Raw genomic sequence first — 16737 nt, forward strand, 5'->3', positions numbered from 1 at the left:
AGAATCTGGAGCCGTGGCGACTCTTACGACGTCACAAGGAACCTGCACCCGCGGTCTCTACGACGCTGCCGCGCCAGCTGAACAGTGCGGCGCGGTCACTTTCGTGGAGGCCAGCTGCCTTGATGAATCCGGGAAGGTCGAAGCCGGCCAGTGCCGTTCGGAAGGCACCTTCCGTGGTGGTTCCGTGGCGCTCGCAGAGTTCGTTCAGTAGAGATTCGGCATTGTTCCGGTTGTCGCTGGCTGCTCTGGTATCGCCCAGCCGGACCGTTTCGAGGTAGTCATCAACGATCTCCTCTGTATCGGCGCTCACGGCCGAAAGCAGAATCATGGCAATGATGCCGGTCCTGTCCCTGCCGCCCATGCAGTGAAAGAGGACACCGCCCGGCGGTGCGTTGACTATGGCCGAGACAGCAGCTCCCGCTCGTTCGGGCATTTCAGTGAGGTGCGGCAGGAAGTACATGGCGGTGCCCACCAAACCGTTGTCCCAGTAGCCGGCCCAGAAATCCGTGTTCTCAAGGCCATCGAGGTCCACGTTGATGGTGGTGAGCCAGGCGGGGCGTTTCTGGGTGTCCCTTTCGCGTTCCTCCGGTTGGCGAAGATCGACGACGGTACGGATCCCGGCCTCGTGCAAGTGCTGCCATCCATCGGGGCTGATCCGGTCCACGTTGTCGCTGCGGAAGAACACTCCGCTCGGCGTCAGCGTTCCGTCAACGCGCTCCAATCCGCCGAGATCGCGCGCGTTGACCGTACCCTCGGCTCTGAGGGTACGGTCCTTTCTTGCAGGCTCTTCCATGTCCCCAGTAAAGCAAAGGGCTCACGCCCGCGCGTGCAACATGCGGAGTGACCGCAGCCTCTCGGCCACGGTCACCCACACGATGACTACTTCTCGCAGCCGATTCCATCTCCGTCATTGTCGAGGCCGTAGATATCAGAACCAATGACAGTCACCGGTCCCCGCACATACGCCGGCCCATTGCCTTTGCCTCCGGCGCAGTCGACGTCGGATGCCACGGGAACACAACCCGAGTAGTTCGGATCGCAGTTACTCTGTGCCTGCGGCGCCGCTGGGACGACAGTCTTGGGAACAAGCTTGGCGGCCGCGGCGTCAGCAGCCGCCTTGTCAGCAGCGGCCTTATCGGCTGCTGCTTTTGCGGCCGCGGCTTGAGCTGCCGCTGCCTGGTCAGCTGCGGCTTTGTCAGCAGCTGCCTTGTCCGCAGCTGCTTTGTCCGCTGCCGCTTTCTCGGCTGCAGCCTTCGCCGCCGCTTCCGCAGCTCGATCATCGGAAAGTTTCTTGGCGGTCGCTGAGTCCAACCACGTCAATGTGCCGGCGCGGTCAATCGCGCAGACGTAGGTCTCACCGGACGATTTCTGAGTCGCGTTCTCACTCTTACAGACCGTCCCAGCGACTTTGCTGGGTGTTGGCGACGGTGTCGCAGAAGGAGTTGACGTTGTGCTGTTCACCGAACTGGCAGTTGTTGTCCCTCCCTGGCCGCAGGCAGTGCTCATAGCCAATAAAGACACGATCGCCACCAGCCCCAGTGCCTTCCTGCTTTGAGTCCAGGAAGACTTGCCAGACAAATGCCGGTTTTTGGCCGTGCGAATAGAACCCTTTTTCACTTATTGCCCCCTTGTAGATGCGCCGATGCGATGGCGCGTCCCGTGACCATAACATTCGGCACATCTACAAGGGGAGGAGAAGTTATCTATGACTTTGGGTGGGGCGCACGTTACGGTCGGCAGAGCGACCGCCCGGGCCCGGGCCCGCAAAGGGCTCACGCCTGCGAAGGGCTTACGCCCGCGCGTGCTTCTTCCCACCGGCACGCCCAGGACCGCCGGAACGCCCTGACACGTCAACCCCAGCTTCACTCTCGCGCCCCGCACCAACAACCGAAGCCCCCGTCCCCAACCCGCGCACGGTCCATCCCGCACTCCGCCAGGCCTCAGCGTCCAGAACGTTCCGAGCGTCCAGCACCATCCGGCGTCGTACGAGGCCTCCCACAACCGAGGGCGACAGCGACACGTATTCGTCCCATTCGGTGAGCAGCAGCACCAGTTCGGCGCCTTCGAGGGCGCGTTTCGTGTCGGCTTCGAAACGGATTTGCGGGTAGCGGATCCAGGCGTTGTTGATGGCTTTGGGGTCGGTGACGGTGACGTGAGCGCCTGCCGCAGCGAGTTGCTGGGCGACGTCCAGGGCGGGGGAGTCGCGGATGTCGTCGGTGTCGGGCTTGAAGGCTGCGCCGAGGATGGTCACCGTGCGGCCGGAAAGGAAGCCGCGGCACATCTCGCGGGCCACCTCCACGGCGCGGGATCGCTGGTCCAGGTTCACCGAATCAACCAGGGCCATCCACTCATCCACGGACGGCACCGAAAGTTCGCGTGCCTGCGCACGGAACGACCGGATGTCCTTGGGCAGGCAGCCGCCGCCGAAGCCCAGTCCGGCGTGCAGGTAGCGGTTGCCGATACGCGGATCCAGGCCCATAGCCTCGCTGAGTTCGCTGACGTCAGCGCCCGACGCGTCGCAAAGCTCAGCCATCGCGTTGATGAAGCTGACCTTCGTAGCCAGGAAGGCGTTCGACGCCGACTTGATGAGTTCCGCCGTCGCGAAGTTGCAGACAAGCCGCGGGATGCCGGCGCTTATCAGCGGCTCGTACACCGCATCCAGCACGGCAGTAACCGGAGCGCCGGCCGCGGCACCCTTGCCACCCGGGACGCCATAAACCAGCCGGTCGGGAACCAGCGAGTCCTTCACCGCCGTGCCCTGGCGCAGGAACTCAGGGTTCCAGCCGAGCAGCACGTCCGAGCGTCGGGCCAGGATCGCGCGGAGCGTTTCCACCGTGCCGACCGGCACTGTCGATTTACCGACGACGGCGGCACCCTTGGCCAGGTGCGGGAGGAGGCTCTTCGTGGCGCCCATCAGGTAGGACAGATCCGCGGTGTCAGAGGTCTTGGATTGCGGGGTACCCACGCAAAGGAAGTGCACCTGCGCATCAGCTGCAACGGCGAAATCCGTGGTGAACACGAGCCGGCCAGTGGTGCGGCCGTCCTGGAGGAGCTCGTCCAGACCGGGCTCGTGGAAGGGGGCCACAGCCTTGTTGAGCTGCTCCACCTTGGAGGAATCGACGTCGATGCCCACCACGTTGTGGCCCATCGAAGCGAGTGTTGCTGCGTGGACTGCGCCGAGGTAGCCGCAGCCGATCACGGAAATCTTCATGAGGAGGGTCCTTTGCTTGAGGTGAGTTCTGTGGGCCCGTTTTCGCGGGAGAAGGAAGCGATGACGTCGGTGTAATGCCGCACCAGGTCGGCGCTGAGCACAGGCCACGTCCGCCCCTGGACCGAGGCGGTTGCTGCCGTGGCGAACGCGCGGCGTTTGGCGTCGTCGCCCGTCAGGTCCTGGACGTAGCCGCGCAACTGGGTGAGGTTCCCGGGCTCGTACAGCCACCCGGTGCGGGAGTTTTCGACCAAGTCCAAGGGCCCGCCGCGGCCGGTCGCCACCACCGGAACGCCCGACGCCATGGCTTCCTGGATGGTTTGGCAGAAGGTCTCGAACTCGCCGGGATGGACAAAAAGGTCAAAGCTGGCAACAGCCTCAGCGAGGCCATCCCCGCCGAGGAATCGGGCAAAGTGCGCGTGTGGGAGCCGTGCTTCAAGAGCCGCGCGCTGCGGGCCGTCACCCACAATCACCAGCTTCGTGTTGGGCAGATCAGCCAGCACGGCGAGATCCTCAACCTGCTTCTCCACGGCGAGCCGACCGACGTAGCCGATGATCCGGTGACCGTCGGGCGCTACCGAGCTGCGCCACGCCGTCGAACGTTTAGCGGGGTTGAAGCGGGCGGTATCCACACCGCGTCGCCACATATCCACGCGCAGGATGCCGCGTCCGCGCAACTGGTTCAGCGCGAACGTGGACGGCACAAGGGTTCGGGTGGCCAGGAGGTGGATGTTGTCCACGCGGTTCCAGGCCCAGTTCTCCAGGAACGGCACGCCATAGCGGGCGGCATAGCTGGGAACCTCGGTTTGGTAGATCGCCACGGTCGGGATGCCGAGTTGGTGGGCGGCCTGCACGGCGCGCCAGCCGAGGACGAACGGGGAAGCGAGATGAACGACGTCGGGGGAGAAATCGGCAAGGATTCGCTTGACCCGATTCACACCACCCAACGCAACCCGCACATTCGTATATCCGGCCAGCGGCACGGAGGGAAGCCGGTGCACATACGCACCCTTCTCGACGCTCGAAACATCAGTGTCCGACGTCGACGGCGCGATCACCATCACCTCATCCCCGCGCTCCTGTAGATGCTCCAGCACCCGCAGTATCGAGTGGGTTACCCCATTCATCAATGGCAGGAATGATTCGGCGACGATTGCGATCCTCACGCCTTCCACGGTGGTCCGGGCGGTTGGCGTGGCGGGTTCGATCCGGTGGCCTGTGGAGGAAGAGTTGGTTAACAGGTGGTTCTCTGTTTTGTCCCAGCGTCCAAGTAGACTTCGCGTATCCGACGTGCTGGGCGTCGAAAGTTCTGGGGGTCTTGCCATGGTTGCTGCTGGGGATAATTCGCGCGCGCTCGGGGAAGTAAATGCACGACGGCGGCGCCGGGCAGCGGCGGGTATGGTCGCCGTCGGGTTGGGGCTGGCTCTGTTGTCCGGGCCTTTGGGCCTGAATGCTACGCCGGCTGTTGCCGACGCCGTGACGGATTTCGTTCCGGTCGGCGAACGCCCGGGGAATATCGCGGTCAACCAGGTGACCAACAAGGCCTACGTGGCTTCCTTCGAAGGCGTTTCCGTCATCAACGGCGTTAGTGCCAGCGGCACCATAAACACCGGTGACATGCCGTGGGACGTCGAAGTCAACACCGTCACCAACACTGTTTACGCAAGCTTGGTCGGTGGAACGGTAGCAGTGGTGGATGGGGCAACGGAGCTCGTCAAGGCCTCAGTTACGGTCGGCGAGCAGCCATACATCGTGTCCGTCAACGAGACCACCAACAAGATCTACGTAGGCGTCAAAGGTGGTGTCACCATCATTGACGGAGCCACCCTGGCCACCACGTTCGTACCGTTCGCCGGCGGAGCGCAGGACATCGTGGTGAACCCTGTGACGGGCAAGGCCTATGTCCTGTCCAACGGAACCATCAAGGTCATTGGAGCCGGCGGTTTCGTGACAGGAACCATCGCCCCGAGCGGGAGCCCCATCCTCAGCGTGGCCGTGAACACTGTGACCAATAAGGTTTACGCGTCGACCGTTGCGAATCCGGGTTCCAAACTCCTGGTCATCGACGGAGCCAGCGACACTATCGACGCAACTCTCGCATCGTCCAGCCAACTCGGCCTCGTTGCTGTTAACACTGCCACCAACCGGATTTATGTTGTCGTAGACGGGCCGTCAACTGCTGGCGGTGTGAAGGTCTTCAACGGCTCAACCAACGCCGAGATCGCTACCATCGGGACCACTACCCGCGTCAACGAGCTAGTAGTCAACCCCACCAACAACAAGATCTACGCGGCCACCTACAGCGGCGGCACTACCGTCATCAACGGGCAAAACAACACCAATTACACCGTGTACACAGGCAACGAGCCCGTAGCCGCAGGCGTCAACACCGCCTCGGACAAGGTCTACGTGGTCAGTTACTTGCGAGCATCCGTGGGCATCATCGACGCAAACGTTGAGCCGCCGGTCAAGAACGACTTCAACGGTGACGGCTTCGCTGATGTCCTGGCCCGGGAAGCTTCGGGCGTGCTGTGGCTGTACCCGGGCGACGGCTCAGGTGGCTGGCTGCCTCGTGTCCAGGTGGGCCAAGGCTGGAACGTCATGAATGCCCTGGTTGCTCCTGGCGACTTCAACGGTGATGGCAACGCTGACGTCCTGGCGCGTGACACCGGCGGGCTGCTCTGGCTTTACCCGGGCAACGGTTCTGGTGGCTGGCTTTCCCGCGTTCAGGTCGGCACAGGCTGGTCCGGAATGACCGCCATCGAATCCGCGGGGGACTTCAACGGCGACTCCCATGTGGACATCGCAGCCCGAACCGCCTCAGGCGTGCTGATGGTGTACCGCGGCAACGGAGCCGGTGGCTGGCTGTCAGCCATCCAAGTAGGTACGGGCTGGAATGGCATGTCCGAGATCACCGGCGTGGGCGACTTCAACACTGACGGCGTCTCCGACCTTGTTGCCCGCGACAGCTCCGGCGCGCTCTGGCTCTACCCGCCCAACGGATACGGCAGTTGGCAGCAGCAGCGCGTCATCGGGCAGGGCTGGAACGTCATGAACTCCCTTGTTGGCCCGGGCGACTTCAACGGTGACGGAAATGCCGACATCCTGGCCCGGAACGCAGCCGGCGAGCTGTGGCTCTACGCCGGCAGCGGGGGAGCGGCGTGGCCCACGGCTTCCCGCGTTGGCACGGGCTGGGGCGGGATGACGGCGGTTCTGTAGAATCCAGGGGGCCCTATCGGGACGTGTCGACCTTAAGGTTTGATGCCACTTCCCATTCACCACATCCAGTTGCCCTGTACTCATTGACATCTTCTCTTCCGTGGAGAGTGCACAGGTCCGGGTTGCCCGGTATGTGCACTGTTCGCTTGCGGACTCAAGCGTCCCCACCCCGCGCCCGCTTCAAATCCTTGCGCAGCCCCCGGTTATCAGCCCGGAGCTCCCGGTTGTCGTCAACCAGCCCCCGGTTGTCTTCGCTCAGCCCCCGGTTCTCAGCCTCCAACTCGAGCACCATTTTCACGCCGGCGAGGTTGAGCCCCTCATCCAACAACACTCCGATCCTGCGAAGCGTCACAAGGTCGTCCTCGCTGTAGCGACGTGTGCCGCCGTCGGTCCTGTCCGGGGTGACCAGGCCCTTGCGCTCGTACTGCCGGATGTTCTGTTGCCCCGTGCCGACAAGCTCCGCCGCCACAGAGATCGCGTAGACCCCGCGTGCGTCACGGTCGTCAGCAGAAGGTGGGGTGCCGTTCGCCGCGGAAGCAGCCGGGCCGCCGTCGTACCCTTCAGCGGCAGTCGTGCCATCCGAAGCTGCCATCAAAGACCTCCAAAAATCTTCCGAAGAACTACTTGCATCCACTCTCTCACCAGTGCTATAAAAAATCTATACCAGCCGATACAGATCAAGTGGCTGGCACGAACAACAGAATCAGCATCAAGATCTAAGGAGTGAGAACCAAATGCTGATGCGCACTGACCCGTTCCGCGAATTCGACAGGCTCGCCCAACAGGTTTTTGGCACAACAGCACGCCCGGCCGGAATGCCGATGGATGCATGGCAGGAGGACGGACAATTCGTTGTTGCCTTCGACTTGCCAGGGGTTGATCCGGAGACCGTGGATCTGGATGTTGAACGGAACGTCCTCACGGTCAAGGCCGAGCGCAAGTCGCCCGCGGGCGAGAACACCGAGATGCTCGCCGCCGAACGCCCCCAGGGTGTCTTTAGCCGCCAGCTCATCCTCGGCGACACCCTCGATACCGACGGCATCCAAGCCAACTACGACGCCGGCGTCCTGACACTCCGGATCCCGGTCGCAGAGAAGGCCAAGCCGCGGCGCATCGAAATTACTTCCAGCGGGCAGAGGCAGGAAATCAACGCATAACCGTACGCTCCGCCGGAAGGCTCACCCGGGGGTGGCCCGCCAGCGGAGCGCCGGCCGGGAACGACGGAAGCGGCCGCATCGGAATAGTTGGGCGCAGGCTTCGCGCCACGTCACAGCGTTTTTTAGCGCACATGAAAGCGGCCCCCGATGTCGTCTCCCGAGCGATGGCCCCCGGTTCAGCCGGGGGCCATCTCCACCTCCGCGGCAGAAACCGGAACCAGCAGTGAGTATCAAACCTGACCACTACGCGACTCTTCACGTGTCGCCGGATGCGACGACCCGAGAAATCACGCGCGCCTACCGCACGCTGCTTCGGACACATCACCCGGACACCCGCCAAAAGGTCGACGACGGCGGCACCACCACCGCGGCCGACCTCCAGGAACTGCACGCCATCATGCAGGCGTACGTCGTTTTGTCGGACCCAAGGAAGCGGGCGGCTTACGATCATGCGCGGCGAACGCCCGGTTCCCAAGGTGGGGCTTCGTCCGGGACCGAAGGTACCCCCGTGAAAGTCCGCGTGCACCGTAACGAGACTTCACCCAAACCCTCCGCGGGCGCCAAGGAGTCGCCGCTGACTTTTGGGCCGCCCCGCTGGGAACCATCGGTCCGCAAATCGAGATCACCAAGGAGTCATTCATGAGCGCCTGGCGTCCGTACGACGGCCACATCATTCCTGCGTTCTACGAGCGGTTCGAGAAACGCTGGGGGAGGGGAACGGCGCCCTTCCTGGACCCCGAAGTCCATGAACAGCCGACGCCCCGGGCCCAGTGGATCAATCCGGACACCGGCGCTGCGGTTGCCGTGGTGCCGATCTGGACCGAGGACCCCGAGCACCGGTCTTTCGGCGTGTTCTACCTTCCGCCGGCCGGTGACATTTGGATGCTCCGGCCCGGACCCACGACCTTTCTTGAACCCAATGGGGGAGCCAGCCGGGAGCAGGTGACACTCCGCAACGACGCCTTCAAGAAGGCCGTCAACCACGCCAAGGAGTTCATTTACGGGCCTCAGCTTTAGGGGCCGCTCGCGAGGGGTTAGCTCTCGGCAGTAAGTGTGGGCTTCAAAGTGCCGAGATGTCGCCCCTCGGCGTGAGGTGGTGGGGTGCGTGCTTGAGTTAGCCAGCTGGCGTCGTGGGTTGGCTCGCGAGGGGTTAGCTCTCGACCGTAAGAAGGTCCCAAAGTGCTGAGATGTCGCCCCTCGGCGGGGTGGTGGGGTGCGCGCTTGGGCTGGCCAGCAGCCGTCGTGCGTTCCTTCATTGAGGGGTTAGCTCTCGGCAGTATGTGTGGGCTCCAAAGTGTTGAGATGTCGCCCCTCGGCGGGGTGGGTGGGGTGGTGGGTGCGCGCTTGGGCTGGCCGACCGGCGTCGTGGGTTGGCTCGCGAGGGGTTAGCTCTCGGCAGTATGTGTGGGCTTCAAAGTGCCGAGAGGTCGCCCCTCGGCGGGGGGTGAGGTGAGGGGTGGTGGGGTGCGCGCTTGGGCTGCCGAGCCGCCGTCGTGGGTTGGCTCGTGAGGGGTTAGCTCTCGGCAGTATGTGTGGGCTTCAAAGTGCTGAGATGTCGCCCCTCGGCGGTGGGGTGCGGTGGGGTGCAGGTGGGGTGCGTGCGGCGGGGCCAAAAGAAGGCTGGTGCAGCCTATGGAGAGAATCCGTTGGCGGCTGCACCAGCTGCTAGTACGACTTTCTGTTATGAGTTGTGACACCGATCCATTGGCCGCTCCTAGTTCCCGGCTTCGTTTGTTTCCGGGCCTTGCAAAGTTTGCGCAGGTGGGGCGGAGCTGAGGTGGTCGTTGAGGGCTCCGTGCCCCGGGAGAACACCTCCCATTTTACGGCCGCCGCACGGAAAAAGCGCTGGAATTCGCGGTATTTCAGGGGAGCCTGCGGGGTGGGAGCGGCCCGCCGTGGCACGATAGATCACGATGAAACTGCGCGCTGATCAGACCGGAAACCGTGGCCTCCCGATGCCCCTTTGGCTCCAGGGTGGTTTGGAAGCGGCGCAGGCGGCGTTCATTTCGGCCATCGTGGTGGTGTTGCCGCTGGTGGGAGTCTGGGCAACCGATGGTTTCCAGGACCGCAACGTCGACTCCCTGGCCCGCTTGGGCGGACAAGCCTGGCTGCTGATCCACGGTGTTCCGCTGGAACTGGCGCAGGTCAACATCGGCACCGCGGCCCAGCCAGGTTCGGGGTTGCTCTCCCTGATTCCGTTGGGCCTGACGCTCATCCCGTTCCTGCTGGCGTGGCGCGCGGGTCGTCGGCTTGCCCGGGCTTCCTACACCGACCAACTGTGGCAGGCATTTCTCGGCGCCTTCGTGGTGTACGCGGCGTTCGGGGCCGCAACCGGTTTCGTGTGCCGCACCCCCGAAGTGGTCATCAACCTGTGGTTCGCCATGACCATTCCGTTGGTTTCGTTTGGCTTGGGGATGATCGTGGGCGCACGACGAGAGGCCGGCTCTTGGAGCCGCCTGATCGGTGTCGACGCCGTCGCCTGGCTTGCGAAGACCAGCCAACATTCCCGTTGGGCGGGCTCGTACGTGGGCTCGGCATTGAAGGCCGGGTTCGTTGCGGCCATGGCTTCGGTCAGTTTGGCCGCACTGCTTTTGGCGGTGACCATCGTCTGGCACTGGACGGACATCATCGCCGTCTACGAGGGCATCCAGGCCGGCGCGCTCGGCGGGGCCGTCCTCACCATCGCGCAGCTGGGCTTCCTGCCAAACCTCGTCATTTTCGCCCTTTCCTGGTCCACGGGCGCCGGCTTCTCGCTCGGCATCGGCTCCACAGCCGGTCCGTTGGGCACAGCCGTGGGGCCGCTCCCGGCGGTCCCCGTTTTGGGCGCCCTCCCCGCAGGACAGCTCGACGCCGGAGCCATGGCACTTGCGCTGCCCGTCGTCGCCGGAATCCTGGCCGGCTGGTGGTTCCTCCGTGAAGGCGAGAACCATTTTGACGAGTGGCTCTCCATCAAGATCAAGGCCCGCTGGTTCACCGCGGCCGCTTCAACGCTGTTCCTGGGCGCGTTCATTGGCGCCGTTGCGGGACTCCTGGGTGGTGCCTTGGCGTGGATCGCCCGCGGTTCGGCCGGTATTGGGCGGCTCACCGAAATCGGACCCCATCCGTTGTGGACGGCAGTCTGGCTGGCCGCGGAAGTAGGTATCGGCGTCGTTATTGGCTACGCGGTGGGGCCTTGGCTGGAACGCAGCCAGAAGGAGCGCGAGGCTAACCTCGATGAAGCAGCGTACGACGACGAACACGCCTGAGCGGATCGACGCCCCTTACGCCGGGCTGCTCCGGTGTCGGTTTAGCGCAGCGGTCCCGGCATGGAGTTCTCGAGCTGCGTGAGGCACTGCGACTTGGCGGACTCCGTCAGCGCCCCGCGGGAGCAATCCTGGTACGTGCTGACCTGGTTGAAGAAAAGCACCGACGTCAGGATCAGCAGGCACATCACGGCCGTGACCACCAGTCCGGAAATTGTCCCGAAAAGAATCAGCCGCGGGTGCTTGTACTTCAGCGTGCGCACCAGCACGACGATCCCCAACACCAAACCAGCGAGCGTCAGAATGGCGCTCAACCAGACGTAGTTCACGTTCAGGGAGAACACGAAGAACGCACCCAAAGCTGTCAGAAGGAAAGCACGGAACAGGATTTGGGTCACGCCGAGGGCTGACTTTTCGGCCTCGGAGCGGGGTTGCTGGCTCGGCTTGGGACCGACGTCGGGATTCATGTTTTCCAGCCTACGCGAGCCGCCCATAAGCTAGTGCAATGCGCATTGTTGTCCTCGTCTCCGGTACCGGTTCCAATCTTCAGGCAGTCATCGACGCCGTGAAGTCGGGTGAACTGGATGTCGAGATCGCCGCTGTGGGCGCCGACCGCCCCGACACGTACGGTGTGGAGCGCTCAGACGAGGCCGGAATCGAGACCTTCGTGGTCAACTTCAACTCGTTCGAAACGCGCGCTGAGTGGGACTCTGCCCTGCGCGACAAGGTCCTGTCCTATGCACCGGATGTCGTGGTGTCGTCCGGTTTCATGAGGATCGTCAGCGAAGACTTCATCAACGCTTTCGACGGCAAGTACGTCAACACACACCCGGCGCTGCTCCCGTCCTTCCCGGGCGCCCACGGTGTCCGCGACGCGATGGCCTATGGCGTCAAAGTCACTGGCTGCACCGTTCACTGGGCCGACGCCGGCGTGGACACCGGGCCCATCATTGCCCAGGAAGCGGTGACCGTGCTTCCGGAGGACTCCGAGGAATCCCTGCACGAGCGCATCAAGGTAGTGGAGCGTCGCCTGCTGGTCCAGACCCTCGCAGACCTCGCCGGCGCCCCCGCATAGGTCCACACCCGCGGAGGCCCACGCCCACATAGGCCCACACCCAAGTACGTCGCAGATCAGGTGGTTCCCAGCCCCGGGAACCACCTGATCTGCGTATTAGTCGGGTGAAGCCGCGGTTTAGGAGAGCTCGCGCTGCTTCGTCTCCGGGGCGAAGAACGCCATCCACAGCACGGACAGCAACACCAGGCCACCGGCCATCGCGAACGACTGAGCCAACCCAAACTCGGGCCAGAAGAACGAGGCAAACACCAACGGACCAAAGCCTGCGCCGATCCGGGAGAACGTCGAAGCCCAGCCGAAGCCCGAGCCTCGTAGCTCGGTCGGATACAGCTCGGAGACGTACGCGTACAGGACCGGGATGGCCACCTGGACCACGAACCCGAACACCAGCAGCCAGAACACAGCAGCCGAGGGCACATCCACCACGAACGCCACGATCACCAGTGTCAGCGCGGACAAAGGACCAGTAATAGCGAGGATCCACTTGCGGCCCACGCGCTCCACCAGCAGCGCCGCGACCACCACGCCCAAGAGTCCGACGGCGGCCATGCTCGCCGTCGTGACGAACGCCTTGTACTCCTCGAAACCGGCACCAATGAGAATGCGCGGCATCCACGTGAGCGACAAGTAATAGACCAACAGGATGCTGAAGAACAGGGCCCACGCAGCAGTGGTGATCTTCCAGTTGAACTGCCAAATCCGCCGCAGCTGTGCCCACGCACTGCCGGGGGAGAGGCGCGGAGCGGCTTGCGGTTCAGGCAGGCTGTAAGCGCGCGGCGAAGCGCCGGTGGCCTCCACCAAGCCATCGATCACGGCCGCGGCCTCGGCACGGCGGCCCGCCCGGATCAGGAACAGCGGCGACTCCGGAACCGAACGCCGGATCCAGAAGACCAACAAAGCGGGCAGCACCATGATCAGCATGGTGAGCCGCCAGTCCCCGAAGGCCGCCACCAGTCCGGCGGAGACGAAGCCGCAGAGCGCAGCACCGATCGGCCACCAGCCATCCATGGCCGTGAGCACCTTGCCACGTTGCTTCCGGGGCGTGAACTCACCCACCAGCGCGTAGTCCACGGGGATGCAGCCGCCCAGGCCGAAGCCGGCCATGAAGCGGAAGATGCAGAACCACACGATGTCCGGGGCGAAGGCACCCAGAACCGTGAAGATGCTGAAAATCAGGAGGGTGGCAGTGAACGCCTTTTTGCGGCCGATGGTGTCCGCGATCGTGCCCCACGCGAACGCCCCCACGGCCATGCCAATAAGGTTGGCCGTGCCGATCCATGCCGCATCAGCAGCTTGCAGGGACCAGTGCTTGGACAGCAGCGGAATCAGGATGCCGTTGAGCGTGACATCCCAGGCATCGAACATGAATCCAAGCCCGCCGATCACGAAAATCCGTCCCTGGACCTTCCACCGCCACGGCAGTTCCTGCACAACTTGCTCGCCGCTGGGCACGGCTGTGTATGTATTCATTGGGCCTCCTGCATGCAACTTTATGCGCTGCGCACGGTGCGGAAGTCCGCGTTACTTCTGGTTCTCGATGGCCCGTCGCAGGAAACCACCGGCTGCTTCCAAAGCACCCTTGGCTTGACCAGCCTCGATGCCGGTCAGAAGCACCAAAATGGCCGCCTTTACCGAACCACCCACGGAGTCCAAAGCCGCAGCAGCTTCCTCGGCAGAGACGCCGGTAGCGTGCTGGACGGTGCGCTGGGAGCGGGCCAGCAGCTTCTCATTCGTGGCGCGAAGATCCACCATGAGGTTCCCGTACGTCTTGCCGAGTTTCACCATCACCAACGTACTGATCATGTTGAGGACAAGTTTCTGGGCCGTCCCTGAGTTCAGCCTTGTAGAGCCGGCAATGAACTCCGGACCTACAACGACTTCGATCGCTGCATCCGCGACGTGGCTTACGGCCGAGCCCTTGTTGCACGCCAGCGACGCCGTGAACGCGCCCCTCTTCCGTGCTTCTTCCAGCGCGCCGATCACGTACGGCGTCCTGCCGGAGGCCGTAATGCCCACGACGGCGTCCGCTTCAGTGACGTTGATATCGTGCAGGTCCCGTGCCCCGGCAGTTGCGTTGTCCTCGGCGTACTCCACGGGGTGCTGGATCGCTTTGGTACCGCCCGCGATGAGCCCGACGACGAGTCCCGGCGGGGTGCCGAACGTTGGCGGGCACTCGCTTGCGTCGAGCACACCGAGACGCCCGGCCGTGCCGGCTCCCACGTACAAAAGGCGGCCACCGCGCTGGAGCCGCTCCGCAACGGCGTCGACCGTTTGGACGATTGCGGGACTGGCGGCCTCAACGGCAGCGTGTACTCCTGCACTGTGGGCAAGCATCGCGGAGACCAGTTCCTCGGTTCCCAGGATATCCAGGTTTTCCAGGCCGTCTGCCGTGGCCTCGGTCGCCAACCCGGCGAGTTCCGTGCGCAGGCCCGCTAGTTTGTCGGCGTTAGTCGGGCCAGTTTGTTCCGTCACGGTGGATGTACCTTTCCTGGATGAGCCCGCGGCGCGTCGCAGCGAGGGCAGCACCGTCCAAGCCATCGCCGAGCGGTGCAACCACCTCAATCCCAGCCGAAGCGAGGGACTTCCGCAAGAGCGACGCGAAGAAGTCCGATCCCACCACTCCGCCCAGGAGCGCCACGCGGGACGAACCGGCCGCCTCGCCGTTGGCCAGCTTCACGGTGCGGGTCAGGATGCGGCACGCCTCGCCGATGATGTCATGCGCGACGGCGTCGCCCGCCTCCGCTGCGTGCAGAACCAGCGGCGCGAAACGGGCCATGGCGCGGTAGGGGTTCTCATGGGCGGCGAGCCACCCCGGGAGCATCGCCGGCGACTCAACCAGAGCGGCCGCCGCGGCCGACAACGAGGTGGCCGGGCCGCCGTCGTACGCTTCAAGGACGGCCTGAAGTCCTTGCTGTCCAATCCACCGTCCACTGCCCCGATCACCCAGATAGGGTCCCCAGCCGTCGGCCCGATGCAGGACGCCGGCTTCATCGAAACGGAAGGCCACGGCACCGGTACCCACAATGAGCGTGGTCCCCGGGGCTCCCTGGAGTGCGCCGAGTTGGGCGGCCGTAGCGTCAGAGAGGACCGCAGCGGGGACGCTGAATCTCCTGGACAACATGGTGGCGAGTTCCTGCGACTTCTCCGCAGATGCTTCGACGCCGGCCACTGCGGCACCCACGCTGGTCACGGCACCGACGGGCAGGCCGGGCGGCAACATGCTGAGCGTTTCGAGAAGGAGCTCGAACGCCAGGGTGGGTCCGTTGTCCACGTGCACGCCGGCGAAGCCGTGCTGGTCGGCAGCCCCCAGCAATTCAGAGCCGCTGCGCAACTCCACGCGGCAACGGCTCTTCCCAACATCGGCAACAAGAACAACCTCGGTGGCTTCCATGGATCAACCCTATGTTGTGAGGCCCGCTCTGCAGGGTTTGGGGCCCGTTTAGTGGGCAGAGCGGGCCTCGCAGTGGGTGGGCCCCTTCGTTGTGGGGCCTGTTCTGCAGGGTCTGGCGCTCGTTTAGTGGGCAGAGTGGGCCTCGCAGTGGGTGGGCCCCTTCGTTGTGGGGCCTGTTTTGCAGGGTTTGGGGCTGGTTTAGTGGGAAGAGTGGGCCTCGCAACGCAGGGAGCACTTCTGTGGAGGAACAGTCCATGCGCCCTCCGGGGGCCAAATCTGTGGATAACGCAACGCCGCCGACCGTTTCGCGCAAGCATGGTCCAATGCGCAAACCCATGCCCCTGCCGCCCGCGATCGACCCCGAAGGCTTCCTGGTCAGCGATGCCTACGCCGCCGGGGTCCCACGCGGGAGGCTGCAATCAGCGGGCCTCGTCACACCTAGCCGGGGTATCCGTCTTAACCGAAGCGCTCGCCCGAACGTTGCCCTACTTGCCCGGCTGCATACGGCAGTCACTCCCAGGTGCGCGGTCAGCCATGTGACCTCTGCGCTCCTCTGGTCGATTCCCCTTCCGATATATCTGGAGGAGGAAGGCAACAACGGCTCGATACATGTGACGCGACGACACGAGATTGGACGAGTCAAACGTAGGGGAGTGATCGGGCATCGGGCGCCGCTCTTGGCCAAGGATGTTCGTGTAGTCAACGGGGTGCAATTGACATCGCCTGAGTGGACATGGCTGGATCTAGCCCGGCACATGGGGCGGTCTTCGCTTGTGGCGGCCGGAGACTTTTTGTTGGCTCGGGAGAATCCGCTGTCATCGATCGAGGCCATCCAGGAAGTCATTGACCGGCGACCCAAAGTCAAGGGAATCAGGATGGCCCGGGAGATACTGCCGTTGCTTCGCGTTGGGGTCGACTCTCCGCAGGAATCCAGGCTGCGGTTGAAAATAGTCGACGCCGGGCTGCCAGAACCAGCGGTTACGCAGCCGGTCTTCGATGAACACGGTAGATATGTATCCACGCCAGACCTTCAGTACAGGGAGTACAAAATTGCCATGGAGTATGAGGGCGACCATCATCGCTCCGACCCCGTGCAGTGGGGCAAAGACATCGAACGTGACGACCGGCTTCGGTCTATGGGCTGGATCGTGCTCAGGTTCTCCGACGTTCAAATGAAAAGTGGATGGGCCAACGCGGAACGTAAGGTGCGCGATGCATTGGTGTCGCGCGGGTGGCGGGGTCCGGCGTCGTAATCCTGGGTCCTGGGTCCTGGGTCCTGGGTTGGGGTGTAGTGCGGGCCTCGCAATGCTGGGGGTGGGAGTTGTGGGGCCGGGTGTGCAGGGTTTGGGCCGGGCCAGGGGTGTAGTGCGGGCCTCGCAACGCTGGGGTGGGATTTGTGGGGCCGGGTGTGCAGGGTTTGGGCCGGGCCAAGGGTGCGTAGTGGG

At 63.9% G+C, this 16737-nt stretch carries 16 protein-coding genes; 7 read left to right on the plus strand and 9 right to left on the minus strand.

Going from position 1 to position 16737, the window contains the following annotated elements:
• Positions 1 to 31: 31 nt before the first annotated feature.
• The 4 genes from LDN85_RS06160 to LDN85_RS06175 form a co-directional block, all read right to left on the minus strand.
• Positions 32 to 793 carry a tyrosine-protein phosphatase gene (locus LDN85_RS06160; protein ID WP_223944896.1) on the minus strand — a complete coding sequence of 254 codons (762 nt, stop codon included), beginning with the start codon at positions 791 to 793 and terminating at the stop codon, positions 32 to 34.
• Positions 794 to 879: 86 nt separating this feature from the next.
• The gene (locus LDN85_RS06165) at positions 880 to 1311 is read right to left on the minus strand and encodes a hypothetical protein (protein WP_346347060.1); all 432 of its coding nucleotides are present in this window, start codon (positions 1309 to 1311) and stop codon (positions 880 to 882) included.
• A 478-nt stretch (positions 1312 to 1789) separates the two neighbouring features.
• Positions 1790 to 3211 carry a UDP-glucose/GDP-mannose dehydrogenase family protein gene (locus LDN85_RS06170; protein ID WP_223944898.1) on the minus strand — a complete coding sequence of 474 codons (1422 nt, stop codon included), beginning with the start codon at positions 3209 to 3211 and terminating at the stop codon, positions 1790 to 1792.
• Entirely contained in the window at positions 3208 to 4374 is a 1167-nt protein-coding gene (locus LDN85_RS06175) for a glycosyltransferase family 1 protein (RefSeq protein ID WP_223944899.1), read from the minus strand. The genes LDN85_RS06170 and LDN85_RS06175 overlap by 4 nt, the downstream gene beginning before the upstream one ends.
• Positions 4375 to 4531: 157 nt before the next feature.
• Between LDN85_RS06175 and LDN85_RS06180 the strand changes: the two genes are divergently transcribed.
• A complete protein-coding gene (locus tag LDN85_RS06180) occupies positions 4532 to 6427 on the plus strand; it encodes an FG-GAP-like repeat-containing protein (RefSeq protein WP_223944900.1) in 1896 nt (631 codons plus the stop codon).
• A gap of 154 nt (positions 6428 to 6581) precedes the next feature.
• Here LDN85_RS06180 and LDN85_RS06185 read toward each other — a convergent pair whose 3' ends face one another.
• Complete coding sequence (locus LDN85_RS06185; protein ID WP_223944901.1) at positions 6582 to 7019, minus strand: MerR family transcriptional regulator; 438 nt, start codon at positions 7017 to 7019, stop codon at positions 6582 to 6584.
• 142 nt (positions 7020 to 7161) lie between these two features.
• Here LDN85_RS06185 and LDN85_RS06190 point away from each other — a divergent pair, with 142 nt between their 5' ends.
• The 4 genes from LDN85_RS06190 (at position 7162) to LDN85_RS06205 (ending at position 10829) form a co-directional block, all read left to right on the plus strand.
• Positions 7162 to 7584, plus strand: coding sequence for an Hsp20/alpha crystallin family protein (locus tag LDN85_RS06190; protein WP_026542910.1), 423 nt, complete (start codon positions 7162 to 7164; stop codon positions 7582 to 7584).
• A gap of 223 nt (positions 7585 to 7807) precedes the next feature.
• A complete protein-coding gene (locus tag LDN85_RS06195) occupies positions 7808 to 8227 on the plus strand; it encodes a J domain-containing protein (protein ID WP_223944902.1) in 420 nt (139 codons plus the stop codon).
• Positions 8224 to 8601, plus strand: coding sequence for a hypothetical protein (locus LDN85_RS06200; protein ID WP_223944903.1), 378 nt, complete (start codon positions 8224 to 8226; stop codon positions 8599 to 8601). Before LDN85_RS06195 ends, LDN85_RS06200 begins: the two co-directional genes overlap by 4 nt.
• A gap of 896 nt (positions 8602 to 9497) precedes the next feature.
• On the plus strand, positions 9498 to 10829 hold the full coding sequence (locus tag LDN85_RS06205) for a DUF6350 family protein (protein WP_026542907.1): 1332 nt from the start codon (positions 9498 to 9500) through the stop codon (positions 10827 to 10829).
• A gap of 41 nt (positions 10830 to 10870) precedes the next feature.
• On the opposite strand, the gene LDN85_RS06210 is transcribed toward LDN85_RS06205, so the two are convergent.
• Positions 10871 to 11320: a hypothetical protein gene (locus LDN85_RS06210; RefSeq protein ID WP_026542906.1), complete on the minus strand. Its 450-nt coding sequence runs from the start codon at positions 11318 to 11320 to the stop codon at positions 10871 to 10873.
• Positions 11321 to 11331: 11 nt separating this feature from the next.
• On the opposite strand from LDN85_RS06210, the gene purN reads away from it, so the two are divergent.
• The gene (gene purN, locus LDN85_RS06215; protein ID WP_026542905.1) at positions 11332 to 11901 is read left to right on the plus strand and encodes a phosphoribosylglycinamide formyltransferase; all 570 of its coding nucleotides are present in this window, start codon (positions 11332 to 11334) and stop codon (positions 11899 to 11901) included.
• A 117-nt stretch (positions 11902 to 12018) separates the two neighbouring features.
• On the opposite strand, the gene LDN85_RS06220 is transcribed toward purN, so the two are convergent.
• From LDN85_RS06220 to LDN85_RS06230, 3 genes are read right to left on the minus strand one after another with little or no spacing between them, the layout of a single operon-like run.
• Positions 12019 to 13371 carry an MFS transporter gene (locus tag LDN85_RS06220; protein WP_026542904.1) on the minus strand — a complete coding sequence of 451 codons (1353 nt, stop codon included), beginning with the start codon at positions 13369 to 13371 and terminating at the stop codon, positions 12019 to 12021.
• Between the two features lie 51 nt (positions 13372 to 13422).
• Positions 13423 to 14373 carry an N-acetylmuramic acid 6-phosphate etherase gene (gene murQ / locus LDN85_RS06225; protein WP_026542903.1) on the minus strand — a complete coding sequence of 317 codons (951 nt, stop codon included), beginning with the start codon at positions 14371 to 14373 and terminating at the stop codon, positions 13423 to 13425.
• Positions 14348 to 15292: a BadF/BadG/BcrA/BcrD ATPase family protein gene (locus tag LDN85_RS06230; RefSeq protein ID WP_026542902.1), complete on the minus strand. Its 945-nt coding sequence runs from the start codon at positions 15290 to 15292 to the stop codon at positions 14348 to 14350. The genes murQ and LDN85_RS06230 overlap by 26 nt, the downstream gene beginning before the upstream one ends.
• A gap of 794 nt (positions 15293 to 16086) precedes the next feature.
• Here LDN85_RS06230 and LDN85_RS06235 point away from each other — a divergent pair.
• Positions 16087 to 16545 (plus strand): DUF559 domain-containing protein, encoded by a 459-nt coding sequence (locus LDN85_RS06235; protein ID WP_223944904.1) that lies wholly within the window; start codon positions 16087 to 16089, stop codon positions 16543 to 16545.
• The last annotated feature ends 192 nt before the right edge of the window (positions 16546 to 16737 follow it).

The sequence above is a fragment of the Arthrobacter sp. StoSoilB20 genome (assembly GCF_019977295.1).
Lineage (GTDB): Bacteria > Actinomycetota > Actinomycetes > Actinomycetales > Micrococcaceae > Arthrobacter > Arthrobacter nicotinovorans_A.

Coding starts and splice junctions, on each gene's coding strand:
- LDN85_RS06160 (WP_223944896.1), bottom strand. CDS start 793: ATGGAAGAGCCTGCAAGAAAGGACCGTACCCTCAGAGCCGAGGGTACG.
- LDN85_RS06170 (WP_223944898.1), bottom strand. CDS start 3,211: ATGAAGATTTCCGTGATCGGCTGCGGCTACCTCGGCGCAGTCCACGCA.
- LDN85_RS06180 (WP_223944900.1), top strand. CDS start 4,532: ATGGTTGCTGCTGGGGATAATTCGCGCGCGCTCGGGGAAGTAAATGCA.
- LDN85_RS06185 (WP_223944901.1), bottom strand. CDS start 7,019: ATGGCAGCTTCGGATGGCACGACTGCCGCTGAAGGGTACGACGGCGGC.
- LDN85_RS06190 (WP_026542910.1), top strand. CDS start 7,162: ATGCTGATGCGCACTGACCCGTTCCGCGAATTCGACAGGCTCGCCCAA.
- LDN85_RS06200 (WP_223944903.1), top strand. CDS start 8,224: ATGAGCGCCTGGCGTCCGTACGACGGCCACATCATTCCTGCGTTCTAC.
- LDN85_RS06205 (WP_026542907.1), top strand. CDS start 9,498: ATGAAACTGCGCGCTGATCAGACCGGAAACCGTGGCCTCCCGATGCCC.
- LDN85_RS06210 (WP_026542906.1), bottom strand. CDS start 11,320: ATGGGCGGCTCGCGTAGGCTGGAAAACATGAATCCCGACGTCGGTCCC.
- purN (WP_026542905.1), top strand. CDS start 11,332: ATGCGCATTGTTGTCCTCGTCTCCGGTACCGGTTCCAATCTTCAGGCA.
- LDN85_RS06220 (WP_026542904.1), bottom strand. CDS start 13,371: ATGAATACATACACAGCCGTGCCCAGCGGCGAGCAAGTTGTGCAGGAA.
- LDN85_RS06230 (WP_026542902.1), bottom strand. CDS start 15,292: ATGGAAGCCACCGAGGTTGTTCTTGTTGCCGATGTTGGGAAGAGCCGT.